Source organism: Glutamicibacter sp. MOO4, from assembly GCF_056934395.1.
The window spans coordinates 1,320,106-1,344,703 of record NZ_CM167800.1 but is presented as its reverse complement, the minus strand read 5'-3'; the positions used below and the strand labels follow the sequence as shown (position 1 = coordinate 1,344,703).

General features: G+C 54.1%; 22 protein-coding genes. 12 read left to right on the top strand and 10 right to left on the bottom strand.

Annotated elements, in window-relative coordinates; genetic code table 11:
* Positions 1–18 precede the first annotated feature (18 nt).
* Together ureG and AC1Z3F_RS06220 are read left to right on the top strand one after the other, a co-directional pair.
* Positions 19–630, top strand: a complete 612-nt coding sequence (ureG, locus tag AC1Z3F_RS06225) for an urease accessory protein UreG (RefSeq protein WP_131088327.1) — start codon at positions 19–21, stop codon at positions 628–630.
* The gene (locus tag AC1Z3F_RS06220; protein WP_444613513.1) at positions 591–1,472 is read left to right on the top strand and encodes an urease accessory protein UreD; all 882 of its coding nucleotides are present in this window, start codon (positions 591–593) and stop codon (positions 1,470–1,472) included. The genes ureG and AC1Z3F_RS06220 overlap by 40 nt, the downstream gene beginning before the upstream one ends.
* Positions 1,473–1,476: 4 nt before the next feature.
* Here AC1Z3F_RS06220 and AC1Z3F_RS06215 read toward each other — a convergent pair whose 3' ends face one another.
* The 4 genes from AC1Z3F_RS06215 to AC1Z3F_RS06200 are packed head-to-tail and all read right to left on the bottom strand — an operon-like array spanning position 1,477 to position 6,290.
* Entirely contained in the window at positions 1,477–2,109 is a 633-nt protein-coding gene (locus AC1Z3F_RS06215; protein ID WP_483566810.1) for an ATP-binding cassette domain-containing protein, read from the bottom strand.
* Between the two features lie 41 nt (positions 2,110–2,150).
* Entirely contained in the window at positions 2,151–3,704 is a 1,554-nt protein-coding gene (locus AC1Z3F_RS06210) for an ABC transporter permease subunit (RefSeq protein ID WP_483566809.1), read from the bottom strand.
* Entirely contained in the window at positions 3,697–4,677 is a 981-nt protein-coding gene (locus AC1Z3F_RS06205; protein ID WP_483566808.1) for an ABC transporter permease, read from the bottom strand. The genes AC1Z3F_RS06210 and AC1Z3F_RS06205 overlap by 8 nt, the downstream gene beginning before the upstream one ends.
* A 2-nt stretch (positions 4,678–4,679) precedes the next feature.
* On the bottom strand, positions 4,680–6,290 hold the full coding sequence (locus tag AC1Z3F_RS06200) for an ABC transporter substrate-binding protein (protein ID WP_483566807.1): 1,611 nt from the start codon (positions 6,288–6,290) through the stop codon (positions 4,680–4,682).
* Positions 6,291–6,406: 116 nt separating this feature from the next.
* Here AC1Z3F_RS06200 and AC1Z3F_RS06195 point away from each other — a divergent pair, with 116 nt between their 5' ends.
* The gene (locus tag AC1Z3F_RS06195) at positions 6,407–6,757 is read left to right on the top strand and encodes an ArsR/SmtB family transcription factor (RefSeq protein WP_131088322.1); all 351 of its coding nucleotides are present in this window, start codon (positions 6,407–6,409) and stop codon (positions 6,755–6,757) included.
* A gap of 112 nt (positions 6,758–6,869) precedes the next feature.
* On the opposite strand, the gene AC1Z3F_RS06190 is transcribed toward AC1Z3F_RS06195, so the two are convergent.
* Both AC1Z3F_RS06190 and AC1Z3F_RS06185 read right to left on the bottom strand, forming a co-directional pair.
* The gene (locus AC1Z3F_RS06190) at positions 6,870–8,552 is read right to left on the bottom strand and encodes an ABC-F family ATP-binding cassette domain-containing protein (protein WP_131088321.1); all 1,683 of its coding nucleotides are present in this window, start codon (positions 8,550–8,552) and stop codon (positions 6,870–6,872) included.
* Between the two features lie 50 nt (positions 8,553–8,602).
* The gene (locus AC1Z3F_RS06185) at positions 8,603–9,451 is read right to left on the bottom strand and encodes a 3-hydroxyacyl-CoA dehydrogenase (protein ID WP_131088320.1); all 849 of its coding nucleotides are present in this window, start codon (positions 9,449–9,451) and stop codon (positions 8,603–8,605) included.
* A gap of 191 nt (positions 9,452–9,642) precedes the next feature.
* Between AC1Z3F_RS06185 and AC1Z3F_RS06180 the strand changes: the two genes are divergently transcribed.
* Positions 9,643–12,090 (top strand): esterase-like activity of phytase family protein, encoded by a 2,448-nt coding sequence (locus tag AC1Z3F_RS06180; RefSeq protein WP_483566806.1) that lies wholly within the window; start codon positions 9,643–9,645, stop codon positions 12,088–12,090.
* A gap of 70 nt (positions 12,091–12,160) precedes the next feature.
* On the opposite strand, the gene AC1Z3F_RS06175 is transcribed toward AC1Z3F_RS06180, so the two are convergent.
* Positions 12,161–12,511 (bottom strand): hypothetical protein, encoded by a 351-nt coding sequence (locus tag AC1Z3F_RS06175; RefSeq protein ID WP_131088318.1) that lies wholly within the window; start codon positions 12,509–12,511, stop codon positions 12,161–12,163.
* An 82-nt stretch (positions 12,512–12,593) separates the two neighbouring features.
* Complete coding sequence (locus AC1Z3F_RS06170) at positions 12,594–13,373, bottom strand: hypothetical protein (RefSeq protein WP_483566805.1); 780 nt, start codon at positions 13,371–13,373, stop codon at positions 12,594–12,596.
* Positions 13,374–13,432: 59 nt separating this feature from the next.
* On the opposite strand from AC1Z3F_RS06170, the gene AC1Z3F_RS06165 reads away from it, so the two are divergent.
* Positions 13,433–14,497, top strand: a complete 1,065-nt coding sequence (locus tag AC1Z3F_RS06165; RefSeq protein WP_131088316.1) for a PLP-dependent cysteine synthase family protein — start codon at positions 13,433–13,435, stop codon at positions 14,495–14,497.
* Positions 14,498–14,520: 23 nt separating this feature from the next.
* Here AC1Z3F_RS06165 and AC1Z3F_RS06160 read toward each other — a convergent pair whose 3' ends face one another.
* Positions 14,521–14,880, bottom strand: a complete 360-nt coding sequence (locus AC1Z3F_RS06160; protein WP_131088315.1) for a cupin domain-containing protein — start codon at positions 14,878–14,880, stop codon at positions 14,521–14,523.
* Positions 14,881–15,131: 251 nt separating this feature from the next.
* Here AC1Z3F_RS06160 and poxB point away from each other — a divergent pair, with 251 nt between their 5' ends.
* From poxB to AC1Z3F_RS06125, 7 genes are all read left to right on the top strand, one after another.
* Positions 15,132–16,856 (top strand): ubiquinone-dependent pyruvate dehydrogenase, encoded by a 1,725-nt coding sequence (gene poxB / locus AC1Z3F_RS06155; RefSeq protein WP_131088314.1) that lies wholly within the window; start codon positions 15,132–15,134, stop codon positions 16,854–16,856.
* 74 nt (positions 16,857–16,930) lie between these two features.
* On the top strand, positions 16,931–17,665 hold the full coding sequence (locus tag AC1Z3F_RS06150; RefSeq protein ID WP_131088313.1) for a YggS family pyridoxal phosphate-dependent enzyme: 735 nt from the start codon (positions 16,931–16,933) through the stop codon (positions 17,663–17,665).
* 563 nt (positions 17,666–18,228) lie between these two features.
* Complete coding sequence (gene nrdH, locus AC1Z3F_RS06145) at positions 18,229–18,459, top strand: glutaredoxin-like protein NrdH (RefSeq protein WP_131088312.1); 231 nt, start codon at positions 18,229–18,231, stop codon at positions 18,457–18,459.
* Positions 18,460–18,501: 42 nt separating this feature from the next.
* Complete coding sequence (gene nrdI / locus AC1Z3F_RS06140) at positions 18,502–18,987, top strand: class Ib ribonucleoside-diphosphate reductase assembly flavoprotein NrdI (RefSeq protein WP_131089769.1); 486 nt, start codon at positions 18,502–18,504, stop codon at positions 18,985–18,987.
* Positions 18,984–21,122 (top strand): class 1b ribonucleoside-diphosphate reductase subunit alpha, encoded by a 2,139-nt coding sequence (gene nrdE, locus AC1Z3F_RS06135; RefSeq protein WP_131088311.1) that lies wholly within the window; start codon positions 18,984–18,986, stop codon positions 21,120–21,122. Before nrdI ends, nrdE begins: the two co-directional genes overlap by 4 nt.
* A 213-nt stretch (positions 21,123–21,335) precedes the next feature.
* The gene (nrdF, locus tag AC1Z3F_RS06130) at positions 21,336–22,310 is read left to right on the top strand and encodes a class 1b ribonucleoside-diphosphate reductase subunit beta (RefSeq protein WP_131088310.1); all 975 of its coding nucleotides are present in this window, start codon (positions 21,336–21,338) and stop codon (positions 22,308–22,310) included.
* Positions 22,311–22,546: 236 nt separating this feature from the next.
* Complete coding sequence (locus AC1Z3F_RS06125; protein ID WP_483566804.1) at positions 22,547–23,767, top strand: FAD-dependent oxidoreductase; 1,221 nt, start codon at positions 22,547–22,549, stop codon at positions 23,765–23,767.
* Between the two features lie 77 nt (positions 23,768–23,844).
* Here AC1Z3F_RS06125 and AC1Z3F_RS06120 read toward each other — a convergent pair whose 3' ends face one another.
* Positions 23,845–24,048: a cold-shock protein gene (locus tag AC1Z3F_RS06120; RefSeq protein WP_013349123.1), complete on the bottom strand. Its 204-nt coding sequence runs from the start codon at positions 24,046–24,048 to the stop codon at positions 23,845–23,847.
* Between the last annotated feature and the right edge of the window lie 550 nt (positions 24,049–24,598).

The window sequence follows — 24,598 nt, the reverse complement described above, 5'->3', positions numbered from 1 at the left end:
AATTTGAGGAACACACTTATGGAACCGATTCGTATTGGTATCGGAGGCCCCGTGGGCGCCGGAAAGACCCAACTAATTGAACGCATCACCCGTGCACTTGACGGGGAGATCTCGATGGCGGCGATCACCAACGACATCTACACCATCGAGGACGCAAAAATTCTGGCAGCCAACGGAGTGCTGCCGTTGGACCGAATTGTTGGGATTGAAACTGGCGGTTGCCCACACACCGCTATCCGTGAAGACACTTCGATGAACGAAGCCGCCATTGAAGACCTGAAAGCAAAGCATGAGGACTTGCAGGTCATCTTCGTTGAGTCTGGTGGCGATAACCTTTCAGCCACGTTCTCGCCAGAGTTGGTTGATTTTTCTATTTACATCATCGACGTGGCCCAGGGGGAGAAGATTCCCCGCAAGGCAGGCCAGGGCATGATCAAGTCGGATCTTTTCATCATTAATAAGACAGACTTGGCCCCTTACGTTGGAGCAGACTTGTCGATTATGGAATCTGATTCCAAGCAATTTCGAGGCCACAAGCCGTTCTGCTTCACTAATCTGAAGACGGATGACGGACTCGAAGAGGTCATCACTTGGCTCAAGCGCGACGTTTTGATGACGGATCTTGCCTAGTGGACCAGTCTCGACTCACCGGTGAACTGGCGCTGCGTATTGAGCGCAGGGCGGGTAAGGACGTCGCCACCAGCCAGTTTCATCAAGGTGCCCTGCGGGTTTTGCGACCCCACTATCTCGATAGCACCCCGCAGGTCTGTTACACCGTAGTTAATCCCGGAGGCGGGTATCTTGGCGCCGATACGTACGGCGTTGACGTGCAGGTTGCGGCTTCGGCCAGCCTTCTATTAACTACGCAGTCTGCAACAAAGATCTACCGCACGCCACAGGGTGAAGCGCTCTCACGTATGATCGTTGAGCTAGAGCAAGACGCAGTCCTAGAGTATTTGCCCGATCAGCTTATCGCTTATCAAGATGCAAGTTATCGGCAAGAAACCGTCGTGAAGATGGACAGCTCCAGTTCACTGGTCATCTTCGAAGTAATTACGCCTGGCTGGAGCCCTGACGGACAGTTATTTCGTTATGATCGAATCCGTTTGCGTACCGAAATTCACGTGGACGGTGAGCTGGCAGTACTCGACAATCTATTGGTAGAACCGGGAGCCCAAGCCGTAGAGTCGCTCCTGTATTTGCAGGAGTACACCCATGTGGGAATGCTTCTGGCGGTGGATTCACGGATCGATTCTCAGATGGTTGAATCCTTGAGAGACGTTGCCTACGAGGTTGCTGAGCAACAAAGTGAGCCCGTGCATGTTGGGGTTTCCGAGACTGCTACCTCAGGGCTGTCGGTACGAACCTTGGGTACATCAACTGAAGGTGCCACCGCAGTGTTGATGAGTATCGTCAACGAGTTGCGTCAGCGTTTGCGCGGTCAGGCAGCTGTACAACTGCGTAAGTACTGAGTCCTTATCGTCGTTGTAATTGATCTAGGGCCAGAACCTCATCGCAGGTATTGGCAAGTGAACTAAGGTCATGCGAAGCGATGATGACTGCGGCACCCCTCGACGCTCGGGCACGCAGGACCTCAAAAACGGCACCTGTCGTTTTTGGGTCTAAGGCGGACGTCGGCTCATCACAGAGCAACACCTTTGGATCTAAACTGATCGCTCGTGCCAGCAGTGCTCTTTGCAACTGACCATCCGAGACTTCCGCCGGACGCCGTTCCAAAAGGGTTTCGGGTAGTTGGGCCTCGGCACAAAGTTGGAGTATGTGGTCTCGATAGCGCTTTTGATTAGGTCTCGACCGGCCGTCCCGGAAAGACAAAGGTGTACAGATCGTTTCGGCCAAGCTCAGGCGAGGATCTGCATAATTCCTAGGATTTTGGGGGAGCAAACCGATGTTCTGGCGCAGTCTTGCAGGGATTTTCGATTTGTTGGTTCCTGCCGAGACCACCGTTCCGCTGATCACAACGTTTCCCGAGTCCGGCAAGTGCAGTAGAGAGGCCACGGACAGCATTGTCGTTTTGCCCGCCCCAGAAGGCGCCGTAATTCCAACGACTTCTCCGGCGGCCACAGTCAGTGACGCTGACGATAAGATCATTTGTCCGCCACGACTTACAGTTACCTTTTCAAGAGTCAGGCTCAACGCTTTGCTCCTACACTGTCGGCCTGGATGGTGACGAGTTGCCCGTGATCCATCACGTGCACAACATCAGCCATGTTTTCGGCCAGATCATGGTCGTGGGTAACGATGAGGACGATCGCGCCCCGTTGAGCTGCGCCGCGCAGAATGTCAGCCACAATCGTTCGGGTCGTGTTATCCAGTGCGCTGGTTGGTTCATCGAGCAAGATGCATTTCGGCTCTGAGACCAGTCCGAGAGCCAGAACCGCACGTTGAGCCTGTCCACCGGATAGTTGGTGCGGATACAGATCTAGTAGGTGTGGCTCTAATCCGAATCCTTGCCAGTACCCAATGAGGTCAGGATTGCTGGTTGGGCGTAACTGCTGACGGAAAGTTCGTTTGAGCGCCGAACGCAACGTGCGTACTGGATTGAGGGCGGTGGCTGCAGAGCCGGGGATGAATACAAGTTCTTTACCCAAGAGCTTTCCTTCAGCGGCATTTTTGTACGATTTTCCGTGGAAGGTCAGCATGGAATTGGCCTCCAGACTTTCAGGAAGTAGTCCTGCGATGGCTCGCAAAAACAAGGTTTTCCCGGCCCCAGATTCTCCAGTGAGCGCATGGATAGTTCCGGGGGAGGCACAGAGCGAAGCCGAACGCACTAGATGACTTGTTCCGGCTGTAACCGACGCCGTGATTTGTAGCCCGGGCGCGGATATCTGCTTTTGGAATTGCCCGGATGATTCTTTGGATAATGCCGCCGGTGCCTTGTGGCGAGCACCCTGTTTTGGTTCGTGGAGATGATGCGATCCGGTCGTGGCCGTCCAACTGGCCAGGATCAACGCTATGGACGGGAATACGAGCAGCCACCACGCGCCGGAGAGAATCCCGCTGCGGGCGTCTTCGAGTAGCAGCCCCAATGAAGCTGACTGTGCAGGTAGCCCCACGCCGAGAAACGACAGTGCGGACTCATGCCACATGGCGTGTGGTATCTGAAGGGCGAAAGCGATTGTGGCCTGCGGTAGCACGGCCGGGATGAGGTGAGTTCGCCACACGGCTAGTGGCCGTGCACCTGTCGCGAGACTCAGTTGCACAAATCCACGTTCGCGCTCCGAGAGGAGCTTGGCACGCAGTAGCCTGGCGGTTTGAGTCCAATGGGTGAGTGCAATGGACAGCACAATGGCCCAGATCTGCCCTGGCCACAAGGCCAAAATGACTACGGAAAGTAAAAGGTGCGGAATCGCATTGAGTACATCAATGAGTCGCGTGATGATTCGGTCGGCCCATTTACCGGAGGTGACCGCCACTACCGCAGCAAGAATCCCCAAAAGCGTCGAGAAAACTGCGGCGCCGATGGCCATCACCAGCGAGACGCGCAATGCAGCGGCTGTGCGGGACCAGAGGTCGCGTCCAAGTTGGTCTGTACCAAACCAATGACTGGGGCTTGGGGGCTGATACACCGAGGCGAGATTCACTGTATTTACCGCTGTAGGATCCAGCGAGGGAACCAACAGAGCGTATGTCAGCAGCGCAGCCCCAATGATTGCTACAAACCAGGAGTAACTGGACTTAGTCATTGTTCACCCGGGCATCCGCTAGTAGGTATGCGGCATCGGCTAGGGCATTGCCTGCAAAGACCGCCAGCGCAGAACAAGCAGTGACCGCTGCCAGCAGAGCGAAGTCTCCTGCTATGGCTGAACCAACAACTGCTGAGGCGACACCTGGCCAGGAAAAGATGGTTTCAATTAGTAGAGCGCCGGTGATCAATTCGCCTAGACGAGCACCAATGACCGTAATAAAAGGAAGTAGCGCTTGGGGCAAGGCTTCGGCAAGTAACACCTGTTTTGCACCTCGACCGCGGGCAGCCAAGACCGCATCAGAATCTACTGCTTCCAGCAGCGAAGTGCGCAAGTTTAAAAGCAGCCAGGGCAACAAGCTAATGGCCAGAATGACTGCCGGCAGGAATAAGTGCGACAGTATCGATGTGGGCGTCGGGGTCATGCCTGCTGCCGCTACACCTGAGGTGGGCCAGCCTAGCGGCAAAGCAAATACGGCGATGGCTACCAGCGCCAGAACAAATACTGGAACCGACTGCGCCAGCTGCCCGATGGCCTGAACCAAACGATCAATTAGTTGGTTGCGATAACGAGCGGCTGCCAAAGCCAAAATCAGGGATAAGAGGATTGCTAGGATCAGGCCGGTGCCGGTAAGAAGCAACGTGTAAGGAATGCGTTCAAGTAGCACCTGACCTACCGGCCGAGAGGCCGAGATGGAAACGCCAAAGTCACCGCGGATCGCATGCGTGATCCAGTGAGTCCAGACTTGAAGCGAAGGCTTGTTGAATCCGAGTTCGTCTCGAAGCTGTTCACGCAGTTCGGGGTCGGTATGCGCATAGCTGGAGCCAAGGTAAGTTGCCAAAGGATTAAACGGTGCAATGCTTGCTAGCGCGAAGACCACGGCGGTTAGCCCGGCTGTGACCGGAAGGGCTACGAGCAGGCGTCGCAGAACCAGCTTGCCAGCTAGAGCCCACCGACTTGAATGAGTCGTCATCGTCATTTTTTGCTCCACGCGCCGATTTTGGCCCAAGGTCCCCATGCGGTGCCGTGCTCATGCGGTTCAAGAAGTGTGCCGGTGGTGTTCCACGTATTGTGGACGTCGCTGCGCTGTACATAGCTGTGATCAATGAAAGCGATCAGGAGCATTGAAGGATCTTTAACGTAAAGATCCTGAACGTCTTTGTACGCTGTAGCGCGGGTTTTTGGATCAGTGCTGGTACGTCCTTGATGAAGCGCCTGATCCATTTTTGCATTTGAGAAGTGAGTCGGATTGTCGTAGTACGCTCCGGCCTCGGGATAGCTGGAGTGCAGCATTTTGTAGAGCTGCGTATCTACGTCGTATGGAGTGTCTCCGCCGCCGAGCATGATGGAATCTGTACCCACGCGTGGTTCAGCCTGGTCAAAAGTCGCTGGCTGGACTGAAATCTTGATGCCAAACTTTTCGAGTTGGGAAGCCAGCGCCAAAGATAGGTCTCTGCGTAATGTGTCGCCAGGATTGTAGAGCAAGGTGAATTCGGCCCGTTGCCCATTTTTGTTCCGTATGCCATCTTTGTTCGAGACCCAGCTGGCATCATCTAGTAGTTCTTCGGCTCGCCGCGGGTCACGGGTGAAGACTGCCTTGGAATTGTAGAACTGCCCATATTCCGGTGGCACAAAGGTGTAGGCAGGGCGGCCTGCCCCCGCCAATACACCGGAGATCATTTCTTCCCTGTTGATCGCCAGGTTCAGGGCTAGGCGAACCTTTGGATCCTTGGTAAACGGGTGATCGGCCGGGAGCGAGATGCCGCGCCAGTCAGCGCTGGAGGCAGTAACGACTTCGTATCCTTCACGTTGGGCAAAGCTGGCTGCGAGGCGAGGAGGTAAAACGGTGCCAGTGAAATCGGAACTAGCCATCGCTTGAGTTCGAGCGTTGTCGTCTTCCGACTGAGTGTAAGAAACTTTTTGAACGTCCGGCGGTCCGTCACGGTAATTCTTATTGGCGCTCAAGGTGAGTGACGAGCTGTCGAAATGATCGAGCACATAGGGACCGGTGCCTACTGGCGATCGGTTCAGTGAAGACTCACTGATTGGTGTACCTTCATGGATCAGTTCAGAAGGGGCAATACCGACGAGCAAGGAAGTCTTAAACGAGACTTGCGGTTCATGGAGGGTGAAGCGCACACCGTCTTTGCGATGGGTTTTGACCGTTGCAAGATTTTCCAGCGTGCTCGCTAGGGGAGAGGCAGTGCGTGGGTCTTTGATTGCCTGATAACTAGCGACGACGTCGGCTGGATCCAGCGTTGTCCCATCGCTGAAGTTGATGCCATTTCGTAGCGTAATATCCCAAGTTAATCCGTCGGCGGAAATCTTAGGATCTTTCTGGGCCAAGAGCGGAACGATTTGCGGCAGCGTGTCAGATTCGCCCTCTAGAGTGAATAAGGATTCGTTGATTTTTCCCACGCCATTGTTATCAAAACCTGCCAGTGGATTCAGTGAGTCCGGTAGTGCTGGAGTGAGCAAATTTACCGTTGGTTTCACCGATGCATCAGAAGTAATTGCTTGGCAGCCGGTGCATGCAATTACGATGGGAAGCAGAATCGCTACGGCGCGGGACACGGGCTTGCGCACGGGCACAGGTCCTTTCCAAGCAAAAGGGTGTTTGATGATCTCAGAATACATGTGTTCAGCTGGACAGATGTCTGTGTTACTCGGAGTCGTAGCGCCCTTTGAAACGATGGTGAACCGTGGCTGAAGAAGAATTAGAAAGAATTGGCTCTGACGCGCTCGCGAAGGTGCATCAGACGATTCCGGAATGGATCGAAGTTTTTTCTTTATGTGCCGACGAAACGCGTATCAGGATACTTATCGCCATGCACGCAGCGCCGGGTTCGTCGGTTAGCCAGCTAGCCGAGGCGACGCAACTTTCGGCCAACACGGTCACCCAGGCACTGGCTACTTTGCACCGCGCTGAAGTGGTGCAGGTGCAACGTGACGGCAAATACCGTAGGTGGCAGCTGATTCATCCCGGAATCCATCAACTCTTACATCAGCTTGAAGCGCCGCATTCGAAATTGCATCCCGAACATCAGGTTTAGCGTCTTTCAGTAACATGCCGGTAAGCGCGTGAATGAAGACAGCCGGTGAGCTTAGTTGATTTCGTCTTTACAAAAGCAACCAAACTCACCGGCTGTTTTATGTCTGTGGTTCTTAACGTTTGCGTACTACACGCTGTTCATCCCACACTGGTTCAGCAGACTCATACACATTTCCGTCTGAGCCAAAGACCAAGAATCGATCAAAGCCGCGGGCAAACCAGCGGTCGTGCGTGACAGCAAGAACGGTTCCTTCAAAAGCGTTAATGGCCCGTTCCAAAGCTTCACCCGAATGCAGGTCGAGGTTATCGGTTGGCTCATCAAGAAGCAGCAGTGTGGCACCAGAAAGTTGCAATAACAAGATCTGGAATCGAGCCTGCTGGCCACCGGAGAGAGACTCAAATTTCTGTTCCGATTGACCGGCCAACCCGTACCCGTCCAACGCGCCGGATGCGGCTTCGCGTGCCATGCCTGAGCGGTGTTCGTCGCCTCGGTGCAAGATTTCCAGAAGGGTCCTACCAAAAAGATCTGGTCGCGTGTGCGTTTGGGCAAAGTACCCCGGGCGGATTCGAGCCCCGAGCTTGACCGTACCTTCATGCTGAACCTCGGCAATCACCACATCTGAGACGGGAAGATGCTCACGTTCTGGATCACTGCCACCGGTGGCTAGTAAGCGCAGGAAATGGGACTTACCTGATCCGTTGGAACCTAGAACGCCGACTCGGTCACCGAACCAAATTTCTGTTGAGAAAGCCTTCATTAGACCGGAGAGTTCAAGCTTTTCGGCTACTACGGCACGTTTTGCGGTTCGCCCGCCCTTCAGGCGCATCTGCACGTTTTGTTCCAGGGGGATTGCCTGTGGAGGGCCAGCTTCTAGGAACTTCTCCAAACGAGTGGTTGCCGCATGGTAGCGGTTGGCCATGTCCGAGCGGAAGGCGGCTTTGGTCTTATACATATTGACCAGTTCCTTGAGCTTGGCATGCTCTTCATCCCAGCGTTTGCGTAGTTCCTCAAACCGCTCGTTGCGCTCTTGGCGTGCCTGAATGTAGCTGCCGAAGGCACCGCCATGAATCCAAGCGGTAGCTCCGCCATGGCCTGGCTCAAGTGTGACGATACGGGTGGCAGCGTTATTCAGTAGCTCGCGGTCGTGGCTAATAAAAAGTACCGTCTTTGGCGAGTTGAGCATCTTCTCTTCAAGCCAGCGTTTACCCGGAACATCAAGATAGTTATCTGGCTCGTCCAGCAGAAGCAGTTCGTCGTTACCTTCAAAGAGCGCTTCGAGAACCAAACGCTTTTGCTCGCCGCCCGAAAGTGTGCGGGCGAGCCTACTGGAAGCGGCATCAAATTCCACACCAAGGGCTGCCATGCAGACCTTGTCCCACGTGGTTTCTAGCTCGTAACCACCGGCGTCGCCCCATTCAATAATGGCTTCGGCGTAACGCATGTGGACTTTTTCGTCCTCGCTGGTGAGCATCAGCGTTTCGTATTTTGCGACTTTCTGTGCGGCCTGAGCAAGTGCTGGGGCGGCGGTGGAAAGCAACAATTCTTTGACGGTTGTTTCATCCCGGACTTGGCCAACAAACTGGCGCATGATGCCCAGCGTTCCGGTGCGGTTGATGGTTCCTTCATCGGCTTTGAGGTCACCGGCAATGATCTTAAATAAGGTCGTCTTGCCGGTACCGTTGGGGCCAATCAGTGCGGTCTTGGTGCCAGCTGAGACCTTGAAGGTGACGCCGCCCAGCAATTGGGTGCCGTCGGAGAGGAAGTATTGGATGTCAGTAACGTCGATATGAGCCACCAAGCCATCCTATCCGAGCGGTTGCACCCATTAGTGCTCAGGGTCGCGGACTACTTGTTGTACTTGTAGAATCCTTCGCCGGTTGCGACGCCGAGCTTGCCGTGATCGATGTATTCGCTTTTGAGTAGAGCGGCGAATTTCTTGCTGGTCTCGTCGCCGTTGCTGGAGATGTGATAGGCGGTGTTTAGCCCGACGATGTCATAGATTTCAAACGGTCCATAGGGTGCACCGGTTCCTAGCTTCCAGGTGGTGTCGATGGTGGCAGCGTCAGCCACTTCGTTGACTAACAGGTGGCTCGCCGATTCCAAGAATGGAACAAGCATCGAGTTGAGGACGTAGCCTGGCTGCTCCTTCAGAACTCGAATGGCTACCAAGCCGGTGCGTTCGGCAAAATCTACGACTGCCTCGTAGGCTTCCTTGCTTGTCTGGGCGGTGCCCATGACTTCACCGGTGTTGTTCTTCCAGATGTTGTTCGCATAATGCAGTGCCAAGAATTGTTCTGGTCGTCCGGTGAAGGGGGCGATGTCGGACGGCAATAGTGTGGAGGAATTGGTAACAAAGATCGTCTCCGGGCGTGCGGCTTCCGCGAGCTTGCTGTAGGTCTGTTCTTTGACTGCCAAGCTTTCTGGTACCGCCTCTATGACTAGATCTGCGTGCTTCACTGCTTCGTCTAGATCGGTGGTCAGTTTGATTGAGTCACGGGCGGCCTGGGCCTTGTGCTGATCGCCAAAGAAGTTGGCATATTCCAGGACCAGTGCGTCCAGACGTCCTGCGGCAACGCGAAGTGCCTCCTCGTTGATGTCGAAGCCGACAGTTGGCAGTCCGTGGTAGGCGGTCTGGAAAAGGATCTGTGAGCCGAGGACGCCGGTTCCTAGGACGGTGGTATTGGTTAGTTGCATGATGGATCTCCTTGAAAATTGAACTTACAATCAGAGTTTGCGCTTTTAGTTGAAAGCATGCAACTAAATGTGAGGAGCGGAACCATTCGACTTGAACAGTCTGGTTTACCGTTGCTTTTCGTTCACCAGCATTTGGTTCTGTACTGAGAATCTTGGGAGGAAAAGTCTGGAAATACTCAAGGGAGAAACGCGTGTCTCGCGCTGCAACAAAGAGTTTTGGATTGATGGCAGCAGTTTTACTGGCATCGGCCATCGCACCACCGGTAATGGCGGACAACGCCGAGTACTTCGAACGGGTCGCTACCTATCCTGTTTATCAAAACCATCCTGATGGAGCCCAAGCGACAACGGCAGCGGAAATTTCGACGGTCTCTTCCGACGAAAACACACTGATCTACTCAGATGCACTCTCTGGCAGCATCGGCTTCCTTGATATTAGAGACCCCTCCAGCCCTCGAGGACTTGGCCTGCTCGGTTTGCATGAATTAGGAAGCGCCGAAGACGAGCCCACGAGTGTTGCCGCCTACGGTCAATACGTGCTTGTGGTCGTCAATAGCTCCGCTAGCTATGGTGATCCCTCTGGACGAGTAGACGTAGTTCGAATTTCTGACCGCAAATTGGTACACAGTATCAAACTGTCCGGCCAACCTGACTCCATAGCAATTTCTAAAGATGGAGCTTATGCAGGCATTGCCATTGAGAATGAACGCGATGAGGAATTAGGCGAGGGCGGTCTACCGCAAGCGCCAGCTGGGGCAGTTGCCATCATTGACTTCAAAGATAAAAACGCTGAGTCGTGGCGGCTTCGAGAGGTACCCCTCACCTCCGGAACACGCTCCGATCCTAAGCCCCTGCCACTACTGGCCAAGGCAGGGCTGGATACTCCAGAAGATCCGGAGCCAGAATACGTCAGTATCAACACCAAAAATCAGTTGGCGGTAACCCTCCAAGAAAATAACGGAGTTGTGCTCATCGACTTGCGCACAGCAAAACTCAGGCGCGCATTTAGCACCGGCACCGTTGATCTAGAAGGCATCGACACAAAGGACGATGGGCAACTGGATGTCAACGGATCACTGGACGCCGTGCCTCGTGAACCTGATGCGATTGCATGGCTTCAAGACCGATATCTAGCCACCGCCAATGAAGGCGATTGGAAGGGCGGAAGCCGAGGTTTCACGATCTTTGATTCACGCACCGGGAAAATCGTCTGGGACGCCGGTAATTCGCTAGAACAACTCGCGCTGTCTCAAGGTCTGTTCCCAGAAGGCCGGGCTGATAAAAAAGGTACGGAGCCTGAGGGTCTGGCCATCGCTAACTACAACGGGGTGGACTACGGCTTTGTAGCAACAGAGCGAGCTAACTTCGTGGCCGTTTATGACTTGTCTGATCCAAAATCACCGCGTTATGTGCAGACGCTACCTACTACCAATGGCCCCGAAGGTCTATTGCCAATCCCAGGACGAAATTTGTTGGCCGTGGCCTCCGAAACGGATGAAGATCAAGTCCGCTCGGTAGTGAGCCTGTATTCCTTTGGCGCGGATCAGCCACAATTCCCGCAGCTGGAATCAAATACAAAATCGTTGGTTCCATTCGGCGCCTTGAGCGGTCTGAGCTCTGATCCAAAAGATCCAAATAAGCTCTATGCGGTCAGTGACAACGCCTACGCGTCACGGATCTACTCCATCACCACAGGCAATCCCGCCACTGTCGATAGCTCGATTCCCGTGACCGGTGCAAGTACCGACTTAGACCTCGAAGGAATAGCAGCGCGTGAAGAAGGTGGGTTCTGGGCCGCAAACGAGGGATCGACGGGCAAGAACAACACGCTGGTGAAGATTGACGAAACCGGTAAGGTGCAGCAGGAAGTTGCGCTGCCCTCAGAGGTTGTGGGCTCCTTGCAGAAACAGGGCCTTGAAGGTGTGAGCGTTCGTGGCACCGGTAAGGACGAAGAAGTTGTATTCACCCTTCAGCGAGAAGTTCCAGATGAATCATTTGTGCGTATCGGCACGTACAGACCCAGCACGGGAGGTTTCAGCTGGTTTGGATACAAACTGGATCCCGCGGTTGAGGGAACGTGGAATGGCCTCTCGGAAATTACCGCGTTACCTGATGGGTCTTATGCTGTCATCGAACGCGATAACCAGCCAGGACCTGCGGCCAAGCACAAAGCGATCTACCAGTTCGAGGGGCCGCTGGCCCAGCAGGGTGACTCAGGCGAGTCGGTACCAATGGTGCACAAGAAACTCGCTGTTGACGTATTGCCGGTACTTGAACAATCTCACGGGTGGACCCAAGAAAAGCTGGAAGGACTGGCGGTAGCCGGTGACCAGGTTTACGTAGCGACCGACAATGATGCCGTGGATGAGGCTACCGGCGAAATAGTCTTTGCCAAGCTTGGGGCAGTAGCAAACGTATTTGATCTGCAGGATTCGCCATTACCTGATGTAGCAAGCCAAGGAGTCATCTCTGAGAAACCTGGCCGCGCACAACTGGTGCCACTGGCCCAGGCGCAGCCACGAGTAAAGGAAGTCAGAACTGGCGCCGATAGCTTGTGGCTGATTCCTGTGAGTCTGGTGGTTGCGGTTCTAGGAGCTGCAGCTGCAGTCAAATCAGCACGAGAGCGTCGAACGAAATAGCTGTCAGCTCCAGGTTCTGGGCATGAATTAGGGCGTGGCATCCATGGATGCCACGCCCTAAAAAATAAGCTTATTTCTTCTTCTGAACCTGGGAAACGACCACAGCAGCAACGGCTGCGATTACCAAGGAAATAAGAAGGAACTTGCCGCCCTTATTGGACTTCTCCTTCGGAGCCAAGTTCTTCTGAGCCGACTGTACGGCGCTCTGAACCGAAGTTCGAGCACGCTTAGCAGCCTTGGAGTTACCACCGACGTTGTCGATCAAGTTGGAGCCAGCCTTGCTGATTGCTTCAACATTGACACCGGAAACAGCCTCATTCCAGCCGCCACGGATTTCCTTTGGCAGTTCTTCTTTGGCAGCCTTGGCGAGTTTCGCCAATGACTTCTCAACTTCTTTAAAGCTCTTAGCAGTCTTCGACATGTTTTCCTCTCTGGTGGACCTTTAGGTCTCATTCACTAGCCTAGCCAGCTAGCCGTTAGCTCTCAAGCGCACGGCGTTGCGCTCAGTGCGAACCGAGGATCTTTCGGATGCGTGTGCGTAGCGCACTGAGCAGACAAATGAGCATCAGTATGGCGGCAACCAGGCTGGCGGTGGCAAATAACGGCGAGGAATCTCGGCCCGTGTACCGATCGATAATGATCCAGACCAAAACCCATAGTGCTCCGGCGTTGAGGTAAATCCCGATGGGATTTTTGAAACTAATAGCGCATAAGAACAGTGCGAGCAGAACGAGCACCAAAGCCGTGGCGCCTTTGAACATCAGAGAATTCGGGTCGCCGTGATGGATGGCGACGAAGGCGATGGTTTGAGCCAGGATAATGAGCGCCAACCAACCGGCAAATAAGCCGAAACACGCTCTGGTTAACCAGCGATCAATCTGGTGGACCAAGAAGCTGCGATCGATCATGATGGCGATTCGAATAAGAATTGCTAGCAGGACGTAACCGCAAAGCAGGCTCAGGCCAATCATTTCCTGCTTCAGGCACAGCACCCACAAGGCGTTAAAGAGCACTACAGCAAGAACCCAGAGTCGCATACGTCGATGTAGCTCAAGGCGCCACCGCGCGATACCTTGCCAGATGGCATAGAGGCCCAAGGCCGCCATGAGCCCGAGCCACGGAAGCAGTCCAGCCAAGGGAACAGAACTGACAAAAGCGTCCCGTTCCAGCCAGCTACCGGCCACGTCAACCAGGTTAGACGCCGCGAGTACTGCCCATAAGGCCCAGCTCAAACCAAGGAGCATGAGTGCGCTGTAGGCGCCGGATACCAACCTTATTTCCACAGTTTTGAATTTATCACGGTTGACGTGTGCAAACTGCAAGCCACGGTTAGAGTTGAGATATGACTGATCTTTGGGTTCGACAGGCAATTTCTCAGCTCAACGCCGACGCCAATCGCAGCGCTGACACACACCTGTTGGGGTTTGAGCTTCCGGCGCACTGGGGGATTGAGCTGTACCTCAAAGACGAGTCGGTGCACCCCACCGGTTCGCTCAAACACCGACTAGCCCGTTCACTGCTGCTCTACGGACTAGTTAATGGACGAATCAAGGAAGGTACCACCTTGGTGGAGGCTTCCAGCGGATCAACCGCGGTATCAGAAGCCTACTTCTCGCGCATGCTCGGACTGGAATTCATCGCGGTGGTACCCGCCTCCACGAGCACCGAGAAGATTAAGCTCATCGAGTTTTACGGCGGTCGATGCCACCTTGTTGACGGTGCTGGGCAATTAGATGTTGCAGCCCGCGAGTTGGCAGCCCAGTCTGGTGGCTACTATCTTGACCAGTTTACCTACGCTGAGCGGGCCACCGATTGGCGAGGGAATAACAACATTGCTGAATCGGTCTATGCCCAGATGTCTGCCGAACCGCACCCAATCCCAAGCTGGATTGTCGTAGGCGCCGGAACCGGCGGAACCAGTGCAACCTTTGGCCGCTACGCTCGTTATAAGCAGCACGACACCCGCATCTGTGTTGCGGACCCAGAAGGCTCCGCATTTTATGAAGGCTGGAAAACCGGAAACCCCGATTACGTCTCCGGTACGGGTTCAAGAATTGAAGGTATCGGGCGACCGACGGTTGAGCCTTCTTTTATGCCCGGCGTGATCGACCATATGATGCAGGTCCCGGACGCAGCCTCCTTGGCAGCCATGCACTTGCTGCGTGCCAAGACTAGGTACTTTGCTGGCGGTTCCACCGGCACCAACCTTTACGCCGCGTTTAAGACCATCTCGCAGATGCTAAAAAACGGTGAGCAGGGCAGTGTGGTGACCCTGCTCTGCGACTCCGGCGAGCGCTACACAAACACCTATTACAACCAGCAGTGGCTTGATGATCAAGGCTTGAACCTTGCCCCGTACACCGAAGCGATGGAGCAGTTCCTCGCCACAGGTACGTTCGAGCACTAGTTTTTGCTTTTTAGCTTTTTGCTTTAGACAGCTGGTGGTGTGGGCATCAAACCCTGGGTGCGTTTACGCTGGTGCACCGAGAAGTAGGCCAAGCCAGCTGACCCAGCGATAAATTCTCGTTGTGATCGAGCGGGCAGATAAATGATGTCGCCGAGAGTTAACTCGATTCGCGAGTCCTCGGTGACCAAGGTGCCCGAGCCGGCAAAAATGTGGAGCAGCACATCGAGCGCCGGGCCTTGATGTGCCCCGATGCTCTGGTCTGGCGCCAAGGAGATGACGTTGGCATCAAGGTCTCGTTCTTCTGGTTCCAGCTTCCAAATCGCCCCGTTTTTCACCCCAGCAGGTAGTTGGTTGGTGTTGGCCATGCGGCGCGGTTGAGTCATTAGCTTGCCTCTTGCTCCTGTATTGGTGCACTTGTTGGTGCACTGCCTTATTAGTTCAGCCTAGCTAAGTGCTGGCCTGTCATGGCTTTGGTGCACGCTGAACATTAAGAAGTGTCAGCAGATGTGTTCTGCGGCACTAGTTGTTGTGCTCAGCGGAACCATGTCAACTGGTGCGTAGCCATGGCACAAGGTAGATGGGCGCAGTACTGTGAGCAGTAGACCCGCAAAAAAATGTGTGCAGGAGGAATGTTTTGCCTAATGTAGCCGACCACCTGATTGAACAGCTTGATGCCCAAGGGGTTCGCCGTATTTACGGTATCCCGGGGGACTCGCTAAATGGACTCACCGATGCACTACGCGAGAACGGTCGAATGGAGTGGGTTCACCATCGACATGAGGAAGCCGCCGCCTTTGCCGCCGCAGCTGAAGCAGAAATTACCGGCGAGCTGGCCGTCTGCGTTGGCTCCTGTGGACCTGGCAACCTTCACCTGATCAACGGCCTGTACGACGCTAATCGTTCGCGAGTTCCGGTGTTGGCCATCGCCGCACAGATCCCCACCGAGGAAATTGGCTCCAACTACTTCCAGGAAACCAACCCGGTGGAAGTTTTCCGTGGGTGCTCCGTTTATGCTGAGCAGGTTTCTGATCCAAAGCAAATGCCACGCATGCTTCGCATCGCCATCCGTGAGGCCATCGAAAAGCGTGGCGTCGCCGTATTGGTGATTGCCGGAGACGTTGCCCTGTCGGAAATGGAGCGCACTGCAACTCAGCTCATCGCTAAGACCAACCCTCGTGTTCTGCCCAATGAGCAGGAGCTCGAGCGTGCCGCAGAGATCCTTGAGGGTTCGCGTAAGGTGACCATCCTTGCTGGCGCCGGCGTTGCTGGTGCCCATGACGAGGTCGTGGCCCTAGCCGATAAGCTCGCCGCCCCGATTGTCCACGCCATGCGCGGTAAGGAACATATCGAGTACGACAACCCCTTCGACGTGGGCATGACCGGCCTGCTGGGCTTCGCCTCCGGCGCTAAGGCCATCGCCGAGTGTGATGTGCTGTTGATGCTGGGCACAGACTTCCCGTACCAACAGTTCTACCCACAAAACGCCACGATCATCCAAGTGGACATCCGCGGCGAACAGATTGGGCGACGCACCAAGGTTGACGTGCCATTGGTGGGTACGGTCAAAGACACTGCCGCTGCGCTGAGCGCACTATTGCCGGTGCAAACGCATCGTAAGCACTTGGAGCACGCCCTAGAGCATTACCGTAAGACGCGCACCAAGCTTGACGAGCTCGCTGAGCCTTCGAAGCCTGGCTCGGCGATTCACCCGCAGTACCTTGCACGACTTATTGATCAAGCGGCCGATGAGGACGCGGTCTTCACCGCCGATGTTGGCTCCCCGGTGATTTGGGCTGCCCGCTACCTGACCATGACCGGCAAGCGTCGGGTGCTCGGGTCCTTTAACCACGGTTCGATGGCTAACGCGCTGATGCAGGCTCTGGGTGCCCAGGCGGTGGATCGTAGCCGTCAGGTGATTGCCTTTGCTGGCGACGGTGGGCTAGCCATGATGCTGGGCGAACTGCTGACCGCCACGCAGAATAAGTTGCCGGTCAAGGTAGTGGTCTTCAACAACTCGTCCTTGAACTTTGTTGAGCTGGAAATGAAGGCCGCCGGCTTTGTCACCTATGCCACCGATCTGCAGAATCCTGACTTTGGTGCAGTGGCCACCGCGGCCGGACTCAAGGGCTACCGGGTGGAGGACTCGGCTCAGCTGGAGTCCACAGTCAAGGAATTCTTGGCTCACGATGGCCCTGCAGTGCTTGATGTGATCACGGATCGCCAGGAAATGTCGATGCCACCAAATGTGAAGCTCGAGCAGGCTAAGGGCTTTGCGCTCTATGCCATCCGTACGGTCCTGTCGGGTCGTGGAGATGAGTTGCTGGATCTGGCCAAGACCAACTGGCGTCAAGTGTTCTAAGGATTTATGCATATGCTTGTTGCTGGCGCCTTTGGCGCCAGCAACATTTTTGTGAGAGCTAGAAAGTAGGCGTCTTGACTTCGCAACCTGCTGCCGCGCACGCGGCTACCACCGAAGACTTCGTTAATAACCTTGCGGCGGTGAACCAGCGCATTGCTGCGGCCACCAGTGCTGCAGGCCGTGAAGCGGACTCTGTGCGATTGTTGCCGGTCACCAAGACCATCGATGTTGATCGGTTGTCGCTGGCCATCGCGGCCGGGGTCAGTACCTTGGGGGAGAACAAGGTTCAAGAAGCTCAGGGGAAGCACGAAATTTTCCGCGAGCAGTTCCCTCACCTGCGCTACGCCATCATTGGCCCGTTGCAAACCAACAAGGCAAAATTTGTGGCCCAGTTTGCTGATGAGTTCCACGCATTGGATTCGTTGAAGCTGGCTGAAACCCTACAGCGTCGTCTAGAACTAGAGGACCGCACCCTTGAGGTGTTCATCCAGGTAAATACCTCGGGTGAGGAAAGTAAGTCGGGAATTTCTGCCTCAGCTGCTGCAGAGTTACTTGATGGTCTCTCGTCGTTGGATCGGCTTAATCCGGTAGGGCTGATGACTATGGCCGCCCACACCACTGATGAACAACAGATTCGCGCGAGCTTCTCCCTGTTGCGTCAAACCCTAGAGTCCTTGCAGCCGGATGCGCCGGCGGGCTTTAAACACCTGTCTATGGGCATGAGTGGCGACTACGAACTGGCTATTGCCGAAGGTGCCACCGTGGTGCGGGTGGGCCAGGGAATCTTTGGCGCTCGCAACTACGCCTAACACGGTGAGCAACTAGCGACTAGCGACTAGCGGCCGGTGACGGATCCATAGGAGGGCAGCGAGCTAATTTGGCTTGCTGCCCTTTCCTCTGCCCCGTGCTCGCCGGTTGAGGTTCTCCGGTTGTGCACAGCGCGTGGGCTAGAAGCTGAAGTGTCGGCATTTGGAGCCACACTATATGTAGTGGGGCGAGGGCACACGGCGGACTAGATGTAGCAATGAGAACACGCCGAGAAACTTGTCACAGAATAATTTTTAACCCACATGCTGTGGCGACGAAGCTGTGGAAAAAGTTTGACAGACCCCGAAAAATCGCGGTTTAAACGGGGTCGAATATCCACAGTTCCTGTGGACGTAGCGGGGGAAGAATGACATACTTGTAATACATCATCTTGTGGCTGCTTGACCGACTAAACACAACATGTAGTATTGAACTCGTTGGTGCGGCTCGCACCAGTAGCACCTCAAAGACCCTGTTTTTGAGGCATCCGAGAGGACAGCTGGGAATTTCCATCAGCAGATGGAATCCGGCCAACATCAAGAATTTTCTAAAGGGGATCAGGGACATGGCCATCACCGTTTACACGAAGCCTTCCTGCGTTCAGTGCAACGCTACTTACCGCGCGTTGGATAAGAAGGGCGTCGAGTACAACAAGGTCGACATCTCGCAAGATGCCACTGCGTTGGAGCACGTCCGTGGCTTGGGCTACATGCAGGCACCTGTCGTCGTTACCGACGATGATCACTGGTCGGGCTTCCGTCCAGACAAGATCGATCTGCTGGCTCCAGCTAACTAAGCACCAGCCCAATCCGCTCACTTTGTAGTGGAGGCAAAAAAGATGTCACCCACAGCACTTGCCGACAAGCAAAACGCTGAGGCCCACGAATCAGTTAACCTCACCAAATCGCAGTTGATTTATTTCTCTTCGGTTTCGGAGAACACCAAGAGGTTCGTGGACAAACTAGAGATGAATGCGGCTCGGATCCCGGTCTTTGCCACCGAGCCGCCGCTCATTTCCGCCGCACCGTACGTATTGCTCATCCCCACCTATGGGGGAGAGCGAGGCAAACACTCCATCGTTCCGCAAATCATGAAATTCCTGCGGTATGACGAAAATCGAGTAAATCTTCGTGGAGTGATCGGTGCGGGGAACACAAACTTCGGCGAGTACTACTGCATCGCGGCTAAGCGAATTGCTCAGAAATGCAACGTACCCGTACTTTATACATTCGAACTTATGGGGACGTCGGAAGACGTTCTCAAAGTCAAAGAAGGGCTTGAAACCTTTTGGACACCAGCGTCGCCGAATTGGCAGGAACGATGACGAGCTCAAAGGAGCTCCCAGCCCAGTTCCAGGGCTTGAGCTACAACGACCTGAACGCCATGCTGAACCTTTACGGTCCAGATGGAAAGATCCAGTTTGAAGTAGATCGCTACGCAGCCCGTCAGTACTTCTTGGATCACGTGAACAACAACACCGTGTTCTTCCATGATCTTGACGAGAAGCTGGCTTACCTCGTAAAGCACGAGTACTACGAGCGCGAGACTCTTGATCAGTACTCGATGAACTACATTCGTGATCTGTTTAAGCACGCCTTCGACAAGAAGTTCCGTTTCGAAACTTTCTTGGGCGCCTTCAAGTTCTACACCTCTTACACGCTGAAGACTTTTGACGGCAAGCGTTACCTAGAGCGTTACGAAGACCGCGTATGCATGGTTGCACTGCACCTTGCTCGTGGCGATGAAAAGTTGGCAACCCAGCTCGTTGACGAGATCATTGACGGTCGTTTCCAGCCTGCAACTCCAACCTTCCTCAACGCTGGTAAGGCTCAGCGTGGCGAACTAGTTTCCTGCTTCTTGCTTCGTATTGAAGACAACATGGAATCCATCGCCCGTGCGGTCAACTCCTCGCTGCAGCTTTCCAAGCGCGGTGGCGGTGTTGCACTATCACTGACCAACCTGCGTGAGCACGGTGCACCGATCAAGCAGATTGAGAACCAGTCCTCGGGCGTCATCCCAGTGATGAAGCTTCTTGAAGATTCCTTCTCCTACGCCAACCAGCTTGGCGCACGTCAGGGTGCTGGCGCGGTCTACTTGAACGCACACCACCCAGACATCTACCGGTTCTTGGACACCAAGCGTGAAAATGCTGATGAGAAGATCCGTATCAAGACCCTGTCTTTGGGCGTTGTCATCCCAGACATCACCTTCGAACTTGCTCGCAAGAACGAAGACATGTACCTGTTCAGCCCTTACGATGTAGAGCGCGTTTACGGCGTACCGTTCAGCGAAATCTCGGTTACTGAAAAGTACTACGAGATGGTTGATGACTCGCGTATCAAGAAGGCGAAGATCAGCGCTCGTGACTTCTTCCAGACTCTGGCAGAGATCCAGTTCGAGTCCGGTTACCCGTACATCATGTTCGAAGACACCGTGAACAAGGCAAACCCAATTGCCGGCCGTATCACCATGTCGAACCTCTGCTCGGAAATCTTGCAGGTTTCGTCAGCCTCTGAATTCGGCGATGACTTGAGCTACTCAAAGGTTGGCAAGGATATTTCTTGCAACCTTGGTTCCATGAACATTGCCAAGGCTATGGACGGCAAGAACCTGGCAGCTTCTGTAGACATCGCGATCCGCGCACTGAGCGCCGTGTCGGATATGTCCTACATCGGTTCGGTTCCTTCGATTGCAGACGGCAACAAGAAGTCGCACGCCATCGGCCTAGGCCAGATGAACCTGCACGGCTTCCTCGCTCGCGAGCACATCTACTACGGTTCTGAAGAAGGCATCGACTTCACCAACATCTACTTCTACACGATTCTGTTCCACGCATTGACTGCGTCGAACAAGATCGCCATGGAGCGCGGTGAAACTTTCGATAACTTCGAGAACTCAAAGTACGCGTCGGGAGAATTCTTCGACAAGTACACCGACCAGCAGTGGGTTCCAGCAACCGAGCGCGTACGCGAGCTCTTTGCCGACATCCACATTCCTACCCAGGAAGACTGGAACGCTCTGAAGGCGTCGGTTATGGAGCACGGTATCTACAACCAGAACCTGCAGGCTGTTCCACCAACCGGTTCGATCTCGTACATCAACAACTCGACTTCCTCGATCCACCCGGTCGCAGCGAAGATCGAGATCCGCAAGGAAGGTAAGATCGGCCGCGTTTACTACCCGGCTCCTTACATGAACAACGAGAACATCGACTTCTACGAAGATGCTTACGAGATCGGCTACGAGAAGATCATTGACACCTACGCTGCTGCTACCCAGCACGTGGATCAGGGCTTGTCGTTGACTCTGTTCTTCAAGGACACCGTAACTACTCGTGACATCAACAAGGCACAGATCTACGCATGGCGTAAGGGCATTAAGAGCCTTTACTACATCCGCCTGCGCCAGATGGCCTTGGAAGGTACCGAAGTTGAAGGTTGCGTTTCCTGCGCACTGTAATGCCTGAGATTAGTAGCCACTCAATAGGGCGCTAATATCACAAAGCAGCTGCCGTTTGGTCCGAACCAACGGCAGCTGCTTTGTATAAAAACACACGTCAGATCACATGAGATCTGACGCTAGATTTAAGTTTTGCTGACTCTGTACAGTTTGAAAGAACGGTAGAGTTGGTAGCAAAGTTCGTTACACGATTTAGCTTTTCGATGAGGGGCAATGACCGAGAAGATTCAGCTGACCAATAAGGTTGAAGCGATCAACTGGAACCGTATCCAGGATGACAAAGACGTTGAGGTTTGGAACCGTCTCGTCAACAACTTCTGGCTTCCTGAGAAGGTGCCGCTGTCCAACGACATCCAGTCGTGGGCTACCTTGACCGAAGACGAAAAACTGCTGACCATGCGTGTATTCACCGGTCTAACCCTGCTGGATACCATTCAGGGAACCGTCGGTGCAGTGTCGTTGATTCCAGATGCAATCACCCCTCATGAAGAGGCCGTGTACACCAACATCGCGTTCATGGAATCGGTGCACGCAAAGAGCTACTCCTCGATCTTCTCGACCTTGGCATCCACCAAGGAAATTGATGAGGCTTTCCGTTGGTCCACTGAGAACGTGAACCTGCAGAAGAAAGCTCAGATCATCGAAGGCTACTACCACGGTGAAGATCCACTGAAGCGAAAGATCGCTTCGACTCTGCTCGAGTCGTTCCTGTTCTACTCCGGCTTCTACCTGCCAATGCACTGGTCCTCGCACGCAAAGCTGACCAACACCGCTGACTTGATCCGCTTGATCATTCGCGATGAAGCCGTCCACGGCTACTACATCGGCTACAAGTTCCAGAAGGGCTTGGAAGGCGCTAGCGAAGAACGCAAGCAGGAGCTGAAGGACTACACCTTCGAGCTCATGTACGAGCTGTACGAAAACGAAGTTCAGTACACTCACGATCTTTATGATCCAGTTGGTTTGGCTGAAGATGTTAAGAAGTTCCTGCACTACAACGCTAACAAGGCGCTGATGAACTTGGGCTACGAAGCGATGTTCCCATCGACCGTAACCGACGTATCCCCAGCAATTCTGGCTGCATTGAGCCCGAATGCTGATGAGAACCACGACTTCTTCTCCGGATCGGGTTCCTCCTACGTCATTGGTAAGGCAGTCAACACCGAAGACGAGGACTGGGACTTCTAGTCCTTCAACTTCGAGTCGCCTGAAAAGGTATAAATGAGCCAGGGCCTGCAGATTACTGCAGGCCCTGGCTCGTTTCTATCGTCTCCAAATTCATTGCTACGTCGGTGAACACAAGACGTGAACTTTCCTGAATCGAGAAACTAGCAAGTCCTGGTGATCAGCTTTGCAAGCACTATTCATGTGCGAGCATTGGTGACAAGCTGGAACTGGCAGATCATTCCCGAAGGGAAACGACGATGGAGTTCGACACTAGATGTGTAATTGCCGGGGGAGGCCCTGCCGGCATGGTGGCAGGTCTCTTGCTGGCCCGCTGTGGTGTGCCAGTGACCGTACTGGAGAAGCACGCAGATTTTCTCCGAGATTTTCGCGGTGACACAATCCATCCATCAACGCTGCAGTTGCTAGATGAGCTTGGCTTGATGAGCGAATTTGAAAAGATCGATTTCAGCAAGGTTAGCGGTGCACAGTTCCCTACCCGCGACGGCAAGGTAACTACCGTGCTGAACCTAGCGGCGATCAATCATCCCTATCCATATATAGCGATGGCGCCACAGTGGGACTTCTTGAATCTGTTAGCTCGTGCCGGGGAAGCCGAGCCGAACTTTGATCTGCGGATGAACTGCGAAGTCCTTGACGTCTTGAGTGTGGGCGACAGGATTGTCGGTGTTCGATATTCAGGGCCAGACGGGGTCAAGGAGATCAGAGCCCTGTTAACGATCGCAGCAGACGGGCGGTGGTCGAGGATTCGGGATTCCGCAGGGATTGTGATGAAAGACTTTGCAGTTCCGATTGATGTCTGGTGGTTCAAGGTACCAGGCCAATTGGATCGCCCGAATGTTTTGTCCCCAGCATTCGCTCGAGATAAGTCGTTCGTCATGATTCCCAGAACTGACTATGTGCAGATGGCGATGTTGCTGCCTAAAGGCATGGATTCCGAGCTTCGAGCCCAAGGAGTTCAGGCGTGGCGCAGTTCAATCATTGAAGCCGATCCAGAACTTGCCACCGGTGTTGGCGATCTGAGCTTGGATGATGCGAAACTTTTAGACGTCAAGCTTAATCGTGCCCGACGGTGGTGGCGCTCCGGATTATTGTGCATCGGAGATTCGGCGCATGCGATGAGCCCGGTTGGTGGAGTTGGCGTCAACCTTGCGGTTCAAGACGCGGTGGCGACCGCCAGAATTCTGGCTGAACCGTTACGGAAATGGACGATCTCCGACAGAGACGTTCAAAGAGTTCAGAAGCGACGCATTGTCCCAACGATTATTGTCCAATCAGTGCAACGCATCATGCATCGTAGGCTGCGGCGGATCATGCGGAGCAACGAAGAAGTCACTTTACCGCTGCCGGTAGCTGTGTTGCTTCGACGTTTTCCCAAGCTGGCTTCAATACCTGCCCGTTTGCTTGGTGTTGGTGTTATTCAGGAGCACTCACCATTGGCAGCGCGACGAACAAAATGAGTTGAACTTCCGGGTTAAACACATCGAAGGTGCAGTTCCAACCTTTGCGGGGGAACTGCACCTTCGAAGGAAGTCTCTTAGCGAGCCTGGATGTTGGTAGCCTGTGGGCCCTTTGGACCAGCTTCCAGGGTGTACTCAACGGTCTGGCCCTCTTCGAGGCTACGGAAACCGAAGCTCTGGATAGCGCTGTAGTGTGCGAAAACGTCAGCAGATCCATCAGAAGGAGCGATGAAGCCGAAGCCCTTTTCAGCGTTGAACCATTTCACGGTGCCAGTGGCCATAGTGTTATTTCCTTATTTATTGATTGGCCACGATGTGGCCTGGTTGCCGATTCGAAGTTCCGAACCGGAAAATTTTGGGTTACCTCGAGCAGAGCTGCCGAGAACGATTCGCCTGCCGTCGATACGGACTATCGAATACTGATTTTGCCGGTATCGGCCAAAACGGGAGTCGCTGCACTAGCTTAAACATCGTCGGAATCCAGGCTGCTAACGGGTAATGACCCCACGCTAGCGGAGTAGAACAAGGAATCCACAGAGATGTGACGTTGAAAGTCGTCGAGATGTTTTATCTGCAGTGAAGAAGAGAAGATGAAGAATTCGTTTCGGTAGGAGTTCAATCAATCCGAAGATCGGTGAACCGATTTGTAATGCACAGACGATTTGTTGGCCGTGCTACAAATCCTACTGCTAACGTCTGTCGGCGGGTGAGTCACACCTGCAGGCGTCGAGGTAACAACTAAAGCGTACCATTGATTCGGCCAACCCGCGAAGTGATTGACACTACGTTGGCGCGTCGTAGCGAAAAAAGCCCGGAATTCTGGCGATTTTT

Excerpts from the sequence above, each read along its gene's own strand:
- ureG (WP_131088327.1), top strand. The coding sequence starts at position 19 with ATGGAACCGATTCGTATTGGTATCGGAGGCCCCGTGGGCGCCGGAAAG.
- AC1Z3F_RS06215 (WP_483566810.1), bottom strand. The coding sequence starts at position 2,109 with ATGATCTTATCGTCAGCGTCACTGACTGTGGCCGCCGGAGAAGTCGTT.
- AC1Z3F_RS06210 (WP_483566809.1), bottom strand. The coding sequence starts at position 3,704 with ATGACTAAGTCCAGTTACTCCTGGTTTGTAGCAATCATTGGGGCTGCG.
- AC1Z3F_RS06205 (WP_483566808.1), bottom strand. The coding sequence starts at position 4,677 with ATGACGACTCATTCAAGTCGGTGGGCTCTAGCTGGCAAGCTGGTTCTG.
- AC1Z3F_RS06185 (WP_131088320.1), bottom strand. The coding sequence starts at position 9,451 with ATGCAACTAACCAATACCACCGTCCTAGGAACCGGCGTCCTCGGCTCA.
- AC1Z3F_RS06175 (WP_131088318.1), bottom strand. The coding sequence starts at position 12,511 with ATGTCGAAGACTGCTAAGAGCTTTAAAGAAGTTGAGAAGTCATTGGCG.
- AC1Z3F_RS06165 (WP_131088316.1), top strand. The coding sequence starts at position 13,433 with ATGACTGATCTTTGGGTTCGACAGGCAATTTCTCAGCTCAACGCCGAC.
- AC1Z3F_RS06160 (WP_131088315.1), bottom strand. The coding sequence starts at position 14,880 with ATGACTCAACCGCGCCGCATGGCCAACACCAACCAACTACCTGCTGGG.
- nrdH (WP_131088312.1), top strand. The coding sequence starts at position 18,229 with ATGGCCATCACCGTTTACACGAAGCCTTCCTGCGTTCAGTGCAACGCT.
- nrdI (WP_131089769.1), top strand. The coding sequence starts at position 18,502 with ATGTCACCCACAGCACTTGCCGACAAGCAAAACGCTGAGGCCCACGAA.
- nrdE (WP_131088311.1), top strand. The coding sequence starts at position 18,984 with ATGACGAGCTCAAAGGAGCTCCCAGCCCAGTTCCAGGGCTTGAGCTAC.
- nrdF (WP_131088310.1), top strand. The coding sequence starts at position 21,336 with ATGACCGAGAAGATTCAGCTGACCAATAAGGTTGAAGCGATCAACTGG.
- AC1Z3F_RS06125 (WP_483566804.1), top strand. The coding sequence starts at position 22,547 with ATGGAGTTCGACACTAGATGTGTAATTGCCGGGGGAGGCCCTGCCGGC.
- AC1Z3F_RS06120 (WP_013349123.1), bottom strand. The coding sequence starts at position 24,048 with ATGGCCACTGGCACCGTGAAATGGTTCAACGCTGAAAAGGGCTTCGGC.